General features: G+C 62.2%; 10 protein-coding genes. 3 read left to right on the forward strand and 7 right to left on the reverse strand.

Translation table 11 applies throughout. The features are described from left to right. Nucleotides 1–85: 85 nt before the first annotated feature. The 7 genes from ahpF to ACLCGK_RS15160 all read right to left on the reverse strand — a co-directional run bounded on the left by ahpF (nt 86) and on the right by ACLCGK_RS15160 (nt 7,226). Entirely contained in the window at nt 86–1,648 is a 1,563-nt protein-coding gene (gene ahpF / locus ACLCGK_RS15130; protein ID WP_015270868.1) for an alkyl hydroperoxide reductase subunit F, read from the reverse strand. Between the two features lie 124 nt (nt 1,649–1,772). After that, the gene (ahpC, locus tag ACLCGK_RS15135; protein WP_004375926.1) at nt 1,773–2,336 is read right to left on the reverse strand and encodes an alkyl hydroperoxide reductase subunit C; all 564 of its coding nucleotides are present in this window, start codon (nt 2,334–2,336) and stop codon (nt 1,773–1,775) included. Between the two features lie 268 nt (nt 2,337–2,604). After that, nucleotides 2,605–3,960: a glutathione-disulfide reductase gene (gene gorA / locus ACLCGK_RS15140; protein WP_280044817.1), complete on the reverse strand. Its 1,356-nt coding sequence runs from the start codon at nt 3,958–3,960 to the stop codon at nt 2,605–2,607. A gap of 188 nt (nt 3,961–4,148) precedes the next feature. Then, nucleotides 4,149–4,988 carry a UTP--glucose-1-phosphate uridylyltransferase GalU gene (gene galU, locus ACLCGK_RS15145; protein WP_013973181.1) on the reverse strand — a complete coding sequence of 280 codons (840 nt, stop codon included), beginning with the start codon at nt 4,986–4,988 and terminating at the stop codon, nt 4,149–4,151. A gap of 239 nt (nt 4,989–5,227) precedes the next feature. Then, a complete protein-coding gene (locus ACLCGK_RS15150) occupies nt 5,228–6,142 on the reverse strand; it encodes a c-type cytochrome (protein WP_410952292.1) in 915 nt (304 codons plus the stop codon). Continuing rightward, the gene (locus tag ACLCGK_RS15155) at nt 6,139–6,789 is read right to left on the reverse strand and encodes a c-type cytochrome (protein WP_410952293.1); all 651 of its coding nucleotides are present in this window, start codon (nt 6,787–6,789) and stop codon (nt 6,139–6,141) included. The genes ACLCGK_RS15150 and ACLCGK_RS15155 overlap by 4 nt, the downstream gene beginning before the upstream one ends. Nucleotides 6,790–6,866: 77 nt before the next feature. Beyond that, a complete protein-coding gene (locus ACLCGK_RS15160) occupies nt 6,867–7,226 on the reverse strand; it encodes a hypothetical protein (protein ID WP_047933625.1) in 360 nt (119 codons plus the stop codon). Between the two features lie 160 nt (nt 7,227–7,386). Here ACLCGK_RS15160 and ACLCGK_RS15165 point away from each other — a divergent pair, with 160 nt between their 5' ends. Genes ACLCGK_RS15165 through ACLCGK_RS15175 form a run of 3 tightly spaced genes read left to right on the forward strand, consistent with a single transcriptional unit; the run spans nt 7,387 to nt 8,999 of the window. Then, a complete protein-coding gene (locus ACLCGK_RS15165) occupies nt 7,387–7,689 on the forward strand; it encodes a DUF1883 domain-containing protein (protein ID WP_013973185.1) in 303 nt (100 codons plus the stop codon). A 7-nt stretch (nt 7,690–7,696) separates the two neighbouring features. Beyond that, nucleotides 7,697–7,867 carry a hypothetical protein gene (locus tag ACLCGK_RS15170; protein ID WP_013973186.1) on the forward strand — a complete coding sequence of 57 codons (171 nt, stop codon included), beginning with the start codon at nt 7,697–7,699 and terminating at the stop codon, nt 7,865–7,867. A 43-nt stretch (nt 7,868–7,910) separates the two neighbouring features. Further along, complete coding sequence (locus tag ACLCGK_RS15175) at nt 7,911–8,999, forward strand: NAD(P)H-dependent flavin oxidoreductase (RefSeq protein ID WP_410952294.1); 1,089 nt, start codon at nt 7,911–7,913, stop codon at nt 8,997–8,999. Nucleotides 9,000–9,090 lie beyond the last annotated feature (91 nt).

Consider the following 9,090-nt stretch of genomic DNA (forward strand, 5'->3'; position numbering starts at 1 on the left):
CCGCTCCTACAGGGTTCCTCACAAATCTCAAGACCTGTGCAGTACCTGTGGGAGCGGGCATGCCCGCGAAAGGGCCGGTACAGGCTTATGCCGGTGCCGAAGTGCGGATCAGGTGGTCAAAGGCCGCCAGCGATGCCTTGGCCCCCTCACCTACCGCAATCACGATCTGCTTGTACGGCACAGTCGTCACGTCACCCGCCGCAAACACACCAGGGATGCTGGTCTGGCCCTTGGCATCGACGATGATCTCGCCACGTGGCGACAGCTCGACGGTGCCTTTCAGCCAGTCGGTGTTCGGCAGCAGGCCGATCTGCACGAAGATGCCCTCCAGCGCCACTTCATGCTGCTGGTCGGTGGTGCGGTCCTTGTAGCGCAGGCCAGTCACCTTTTCGCCATTGCCAAGCACTTCGGTGGTCAGCGCACTGGTGATCACCTTCACGTTCGGCAGGCTGTGCAACTTGCGCTGCAGTACCGCATCGGCACGCAGCTGGCTGTCGAACTCGATCAGCGTTACCTGGGCGACGATACCCGCCAGGTCGATGGCCGCTTCCACACCCGAGTTGCCTCCACCGATCACCGCCACGCGCTTGCCCTTGAACAGTGGGCCGTCACAGTGCGGGCAGTAAGCCACGCCACGGGCGCGGTATTCCTGTTCGCCCGGCACGTTCATCTCACGCCAGCGGGCACCGGTAGCCAGGATAACGGTCTTGGCCTTGAGCGAGGCACCGCCGGCCAGGCGTACTTCGTGCAGGCCGCCATCGGTGGCCGGGATCAGCGCTTCACCGCGCTGCAGGTTCATGATGTCCACGTCGTACTGCTTGACGTGCTCTTCCAGCGCCGTGGCCAGCTTCGGCCCTTCGGTTTCCTGTACCGAGATGAAGTTCTCGATGGCCAGGGTGTCGAGCACCTGGCCGCCGAAACGCTCGGCCGCAATACCGGTGCGGATGCCTTTACGCGCGGCATAGATAGCTGCCGAGGCGCCGGCGGGGCCACCACCGACCACCAGCACGTCGAAGGCGTCCTTGGCGTTGATCTTTTCGGCCTGGCGGCTGCCTGCGTTGGTGTCGATCTTGCCGAGGATTTCTTCCAGGCCCATGCGGCCCTGGCCAAACACTTCGCCGTTCAGGTAAATGCTCGGCACCGCCATGATCTTGCGCGATTCCACTTCCGCCTGGAACAGCGCGCCGTCAATGGCCACGTGGCGCACGTTGGGGTTGAGGACCGCCATCAGGTTCAGCGCCTGGACCACGTCCGGGCAGTTCTGGCACGACAGCGAGAAGTAGGTTTCGAAGGTGAACTCGCCTTCCAGCGCCTGGATCTGTTCGATCACTTCGGCACTGGCCTTGGACGGGTGGCCCCCGACCTGCAGCAGTGCCAGCACCAGCGAGGTAAATTCGTGGCCCATGGGGATGCCGGCGAAGCGCAGGTTTATGTCGGCTCCCGGGCGGTTCAGCGAGAACGATGGACGACGGGCATCGCTGCCGTCCGCGCTGAAGGTAATAAGGTTCGACAGGCTGGCAATTTCCACCAGCAGGTCGTGCAATTCGCGGGATTTCGCGCCGTCGTCGAGGGAGGCAACGATCTCGATCGGCTGGGTGACCCGCTCCAGGTAGGTTTTCAGTTGCGATTTAAGCGTGGCGTCCAACATACGGGCGATTCCTTTTTCAAAACTCGGATACAAAAACGCCCAGGCGAACTCGCCCGGGCGCTTTACGGGGCGGTAGGTACTTCAGCTTTGGCGGCTGGCTACCGCCCGCGACATACACATCGGCTTAGATCTTGCCGACCAGGTCCAGCGATGGAGCCAGGGTGGCTTCGCCTTCTTTCCACTTGGCCGGGCAAACTTCGCCTGGGTGAGCGGCGACGTACTGGGCAGCCTTCACCTTGCGCAGCAGTTCGGCAGCATCGCGACCTACACCACCGTCGTTCAGTTCGACGATCTTGATCTGACCTTCCGGGTTGATCACGAAGGTACCGCGATCGGCCAGGCCGGCTTCTTCGATCAGCACGTCGAAGTTGCGCGAGATAACGTGGGTCGGGTCACCGATCAGCGGGTACTGGATCTTGCCGATGGTGTCCGAAGTGTCGTGCCAGGCTTTGTGGGTGAAGTGGGTGTCGGTGGACACACCGTAGATTTCCACGCCCAGCTTCTGGAACTCGGCGTAATTGTCAGCAAGGTCACCCAGCTCGGTCGGGCAGACGAAGGTGAAGTCGGCCGGGTAGAAGAACACGACAGACCACTTGCCTTTCAGGTCGGCTTCGCTGACTTGGACGAACTCGCCTTTGTGGTAGGCGGTGGCGTTGAACGGTTTGACCTGGCTGTTGATGATTGGCATGAGAGACGCTCCTTCATGGGGTTGGAATCAGTTGATGGAGAGAATCCTAACCGCTGGTCCCGATAAAGGCTCATTGGCAAAGCTCATGCTTTTGATTGGTTTTGGCTATAACCGAGGATAATTGATAGAAGGGAATGGGCTGAGCAAAGGATTGCGGGGCATTCAAGGGCCCCATCGCCGGCAAGCCAGCTCCCACAGGTACCGCGCAGGTCTCTGCACTTGTGCAATCCCTGTGGGAGCGGGCTTGCCGGCGATGGGGCCAGTGGCATCAGCGAGTGACCGTGCGCATGGTCACGAACTCTTCGGCCGCCGTCGGGTGCACGCCGATGGTTTCATCGAACTGTTGCTTGGTCGCACCGGCCTTCAGGGCAATGCCCAGGCCCTGGATGATCTCGCCGGCGTCGGGGCCAACCATGTGGCAGCCCAGCACCTTGTCGGTCTCGGCATCGACCACCAGCTTCATCAGGGTCTTTTCCTGGATGTCGGTCAGGGTCAGTTTCATCGCACGGAAGCGGCTCTCGAATACCTGCACCTTGTGCCCGGCCTCCAGCGCCTGCTCCTCGGTCAGGCCCACGGTGCCGATGGGCGGCTGGCTGAAGACTGCGGTGGGGATGTTCTGGTAGTCCACCGGGCGGTATTGCTCAGGCTTGAACAGGCGCCGGGCCACGGCCATGCCCTCGGCCAGAGCCACCGGAGTCAGTTGCACGCGGCCAATCACGTCGCCAATAGCCAGGATCGACGGCGCGGTCGTCTGGTACTGCTGGTCAACCCGAATGTAACCGCGTGCATCCAGCTCGACGCCGGTGTTTTCCAGGCCCAGGTTGTCCAGCATAGGGCGCCGGCCGGTGGCATAGAACACGCAATCGGTGACCAGCTCGCGGCCATCCTTGAGGGTGGCCTTGAGGCTGCCGTCCTCGAGCTTGTCGATGCGCTGGATGTCGGCATTGAACTGCAGGTCGAGGCCGCGCTTTTCCAGTTCTTCCTTCAGGTGCGTGCGCACCGAACCGTCGAAGCCACGCAGGAACAGGTCGCCACGGTACAGCAGCGTGGTAGCCGACCCCAGGCCCTGGAAGATGCCGGCGAACTCGACGGCAATGTAGCCACCGCCCACCACCAGCACCCGGCGTGGCAGGTCCTTGAGGTAGAAGGCTTCGTTGGAGGTGATGGCCAGTTCCTTGCCCGGAATGTCCGGCACCTGTGGCCAGCCACCGGTGGCGATGAGGATGTGCTCGGCGGTGTAGCGCTGGCCTTCCACTTCCACTTCATTGGCACCGGTCAGACGTGCATGCCCCTGCAGCAAGGTAACCCCGCTGTTGACCAGCAGGTTGCGGTAGATGCCGTTGAGGCGCTCGATTTCCCGGTTCTTGTTGGCAATCAGGGTGCCCCAGTCGAAGTGTCCTTCTTCCAGGGTCCAGCCGAAGCCTGCGGCCTGCTCCAGTTCGTCGGCGACGTGTGCGCCGTACACCAGCAGCTTTTTCGGCACACAGCCGACGTTGACGCAGGTGCCGCCCAGGTAGCGGCTCTCGGCCACTGCCACCTTTGCCCCGAAGCCGGCGGCAAACCGCGCCGCGCGCACACCGCCGGACCCGGCACCAATCACGAACAGATCAAAATCGTAGGCCATGTATTCACTCTCCTAGGCAGGCGCCCAGCATAACGCACTGGGGCCGCTTTGCGACCCTTCGCGGGCCCGCCCGCTCCCACAGTACCGGCGCAACCTTGAAGGCCTGCACAATACCTGTAGGAGCGGGCGTGCCCGCGAAGGGCTGCAAAGCAGCCCCAGTTATCAGCTTTGATACAAGTAGCGGCTTATCAGTAAGCCTTGCCAGTCTTGTAGTAGTTCTCGAAGCAGAAGTTGGTCGCGTCGATGTAACCCTCGGCGCCACCGCAGTCGAAACGCTTGCCTTTGAACTTGTAGGCGATCACGCAGCCGTTCTGCGCCTGTTGCATCAGGGCGTCGGTGATCTGGATCTCGCCACCTTTGCCCGGCTCGGTGTTGGCGATGATGTCGAAGATGTCCGGGGTCAGGATGTAGCGACCAATGATCGCCAGGTTCGACGGGGCGTCTTCCGGCTTTGGCTTCTCGACCATGTTGGTGACACGGAAAATGTCGTCACGGATCATGTCGCCGGCGATCACGCCGTACTTGTTGGTTTCCTGCGGATCGACTTCCTGGATGGCGACGATCGAGCAACGGAACTGGTTGTACAGCTTGACCATCTGGGTCAGTACGCCGTCACCTTCCGGGTTCACGCACAGGTCGTCCGCCAGCACCACGGCGAACGGCTCGTCGCCGATCAGCGGGCGGCCAGTCAGGATGGCGTGGCCCAGGCCTTTCATTTCGGTCTGGCGGGTGTAGGAGAACGAGCACTCGTCGAGCAGGCGACGGATACCAACCAGGTATTTTTCCTTGTCGGTGCCCTTGATCTGGTTTTCCAGCTCGTAGCTGATGTCGAAGTGGTCTTCCAAAGCACGCTTGCCGCGCCCGGTGACGATGGAGATCTCGTTCAGACCGGCATCCAGTGCCTCTTCAACGCCATACTGGATCAGTGGCTTGTTGACCACCGGCAGCATTTCCTTGGGCATGGCTTTGGTAGCGGGCAGGAAGCGGGTGCCGTAACCGGCTGCCGGGAACAAGCATTTTTTGATCATATACGTCCTTACAAAAGGCTAGGCCAGTGGAATTCGGCGCAGTCTAATCAGGCGGCAGTCACCTTACAATGCCCTACCTGTGGCCGATCGATGGGAAGATAGAGATAACCTAGTGTAGATAGTTCCGGGGGATCGTAAATATTGCTGTCATCCATGCCCGTTGGATGACAGGAAATCGGGGTTTCCTGTACTGGCCTCTTCGCGGACAAGCCCGCGAGGAGGCCAGTACAGGCAATACATCAGCTACCGGTGCCCTGCCCTATCAGCACACCATCGACCTTCTGCCCATACAGGTTCACCCCGTCATTGGCATGGAACTTCACCCGCGTCTTCTCGATGGAGCCTTCCACCAGCCGCGGATCCTGCGGCCGTTCATGGCGGTTGACCCAGGCCGCCACATCCCAGGCCTGCTGATCGCTAAGGCTGCCCGGCTTGCCCAGCGGCATGTTGTACTTGATGAACGACGCCGCGGTATTGATCCGGTGCATGCCGGCGCCCCAGTTGTAGGAGTCCTTGCCCCACAACGGCGGCATCACGTACTCGCCCGCCACCTTCTGCCCTTCGCCATTGTCGCCGTGACAAATCGCACACTGCTCGCGATAAACCTGCTGACCGCGCTTGAAGTCGTATCCGTCCTTTGGTTGCGGCACTTCCGGGTACCCGCGCCCGGCAATCTCCACGCCGGTCGGCGCCTTGGTCGACAGCCAGTACGAATACACCGCCAGCGCCGTCATCTGCGGGCTATCGGCCGCAGGCGGCTTGCCGTTCATGCTGAACTGGAAGCAGCCCTGGATGCGCTCGGCATAGGTGTTGACCTTGTCATTTTTCTTGCGGTAGGCGGGGTACATCGGGTACGCCCCCCACATCGGCGCGGAATGCGCCAGCCGCCCCTGGTCAAGGTGGCAGTTGCTGCAGTTCATGCCGTTACCCACAGCCTCGGGCATCAACCTGCGGGTGTCGACGAACAAGGCATGCCCCTCGCGTACCATCTTGCCAAAGGCATTGTCAGGCAACTCGCTTTCCGCTGGTGGCACGAACTGCGGCGCGGTCTGCACGCCAGGCACTTTCAACTGCGACTGGTCTTCCATGGCAATCTGGGCGGCGTGTGCGCTGCCCATGGCCAACAGCAGCAGGGCTGGAATCATCGGTTTCATGGCTTGACCTCCTGGCTGGCTGGGCGGGCGAAGAACTCGGCAACGGCCTTGATCTCGTCATCGGTCATGGCCTTGGCCACGCCGACCATCAGCTGGTTGGGGTCATTGCTGCGGGTGCCGTCACGCCAGGCATTGAGCTGCGCCACCAGGTAACTGGCGGGCTGGCCGGCCAAGGGCGGGAAGTGTTCGCCAACCCCGCCACCGCCCGGGCCATGGCATTGCACGCAACCAGGAATCTGCCGGCTCCAGTCGCCATACAGGGCCATGCGGGTGGTGGGATCATCGGCGATCTGCTGGCGGCGCAGGTCGCCTGCAGGGTCTGCCGGCAGGCTGGCCAGATAGGTGCTGACCGCCTTGATCTCATCCTCGGTCAGGGCCTTGGCAAGCGGTTCCATCACTGGCTGCTTGCGGCTGCCGTTGCGCCAATCATGCAATTGCTTGCTGAGGTAAGCGGCCGGCAGCCCGGCCAGGCGTGGGAAGCCGGCAGCGGCAATGCCTTTGCCGTCCGGGCCATGGCAACCCAGGCAAGCCATGGCGGCGGGGTTGGCCCCACCCTGGGTGAAGACTTTCTGGCCATCGGCGGCATGCGCCGCGGGCCAAGCCAGGATCAGCAGGCTGCCGACCAAGGCGCGACTCAACGGTGTCATCACGAATCTCCTTTTCTATTGTTATAAGCTTAGGCTTAAAACATATAAGTAAAAGGAGCGTGATCAGTTGCCCTGGATCAACTACCGGAAATGCATTGGGTGGCTGCGGTGCGCACGTCGCCCAGGCGCAGCGGGAAATTGTTCAGCCGCTCGTGCAGCTTGATGCTGCTGCCGCTGCCACGCTTGTCGATATCCACCAGCGCCGCCGGGCCCACACCCGAGCTGATTTTTTGCGGCACGATCAGCCGCAGGCCATCGCCACGCTGCTCCTCCACCAGCGGGTCGCGGGTATCGGCCAGCTTCTGCTTGACGCAATCGGCATACGCGCGTGGGGACTTGCCCGAGATTACATCAAGCGTTTCGCGCGACTGTTCCAGTTCCGTAACACTCACACAGCCACCCAGCGTCATCGCCAACGCCGCCACCATCCACTTCATTTGCAGCACCTCTGCCTTCAAGAATCCGCTTCGACCACAGCCAGGCCGATTTGCTCCCTGCTTTGGCAGATTTATCTACGCCTGGCGGAACAGCGCGGCAGTGTAACCCGACATCGTGGTATCTTTCGCCTTTGCAGAACCAATCCTTGCGGAGCATCACATGAAATTCGTACACCAGCGCGAGCACCTGAACGAGGACGATATCGTCGTCATCGAGTGCTCCCAGCGCTGCAATATCCGCCTGATGAACGACGCCAACTTCCGCAGCTTCAAGAACGGCGGTCGTCATACCTACCACGGTGGCCATTTCGACAAGTTCCCGGCGAAGATCACCGTGCCAAGCACCGGTTTCTGGAACATCACCATCGATACCGTGACCACCCGCCCGATCTCGGTTACCCGCAAGCCAACCTTGACCCACAAGATCAAGATCATCCGTCGTTCATCGTCGAAACTCAGATAAGGCCACCATGACCCAGACCACCAAGTACGTCATCAAGTACAAGCTCGACGGCCAGCGCCGCTGGGACTTTGCGTTGATGCCCGACGCCTCCCTCGAACAAGCCCTGGAAGCCCTGCGCAAGATTCACGGGGAAGACGCCGAGAAGATCAGCGACATCCAGGTCAGCAAAGCCTTGTAAACACCCGCACCACCGTACTGCCCGCCCGCGCAAGGAGAATCGCATGAGCCACTGGCCCGACCGCCGCATCCTCGACCTGCTGGGTATCGAGTTGCCCATTCTGCAGGCCCCCATGGCCGGTGCGACGGGCTCGGGCATGGCCACTGCCGTGGGCCTGGCGGGCGGTTTGGGCGCCCTGCCCTGCGCCATGCTCACGGGCGACCAGGTGCGCGCCGAGATCGCCGCCTTCCGCGCCGGCTGCCCGGGCCGCCCGTTGAACCTGAACTTCTTCTGCCACCAGCCGCCAGCGCCCGATGCCGAGCGCGATGCACGCTGGAAGCAGGCGCTACAGCCCTATTACAGCGAAGTGGGAGCCGACTTCACGGCGCCCACGCCGGTGTCCAACCGGGCGCCTTTCGACGAACAGAGCTGCCAGCTGGTCGAGCAACTGCGCCCGGAGGTGGTGAGCTTCCACTTCGGCCTGCCACATGCCGACCTGCTGCAACGGGTAAAGGCCAGTGGTGCCAAGGTGCTGTCCAGCGCCACCACAGTAGAGGAAGCCGTGTGGCTGGAGCATCACGGCTGTGATGCGATCATTGCCATGGGCTATGAGGCGGGCGGCCATCGCGGCATGTTCCTCAGCGACGATATCACCAGCCAGATCGGCACCTTCGCGCTGGTGCCGCAGGTGGCCGATGCGGTCAGCGTGCCGGTGATTGCCGCTGGTGGCATTGCTGACCACCGCGGCCTGTTGGCGGCATTGGCCTTGGGTGCTTCGGCAGTGCAGATCGGAACGGCGTACCTGTTCTGCCCCGAGGCCAAGGTGTCGCCGGCGCATCGCCAGGCCCTGGACAGCGCACCTGCCAGCGACACGGCGCTGACCAACCTGTTCACCGGCCGACCGGCGCGTGGCATCAACAACCGCATCATGCGCGAGCTGGGGCCGATGAGCGATTTGGCCCCGCGCTTCCCGCTGGCCGGCGGGGCCTTGATGCCTTTGCGGGCGATTACGGATCCGCAGGGCAATAGCGATTTCAGCAACCTCTGGTCGGGGCAGGCGTTGCGGCTGGGCAGGCATATACCGGCGGGTGAGTTGACCCGGGAGATTGCCGAAAAGGCGCTGGCAGTGATCGGCCGCCAGGCGTCTGCATAAGCAGGTTCGGCCTCTTCGCGGGCTTGCCCGCTCCCCCAGGGGCCCCCCCAGGTTTTTTTTTTTTTCCATCCTGTTGGGGGGGGTCAAACCC

The organism is Pseudomonas sp. S1(2024) (assembly GCF_046557535.1).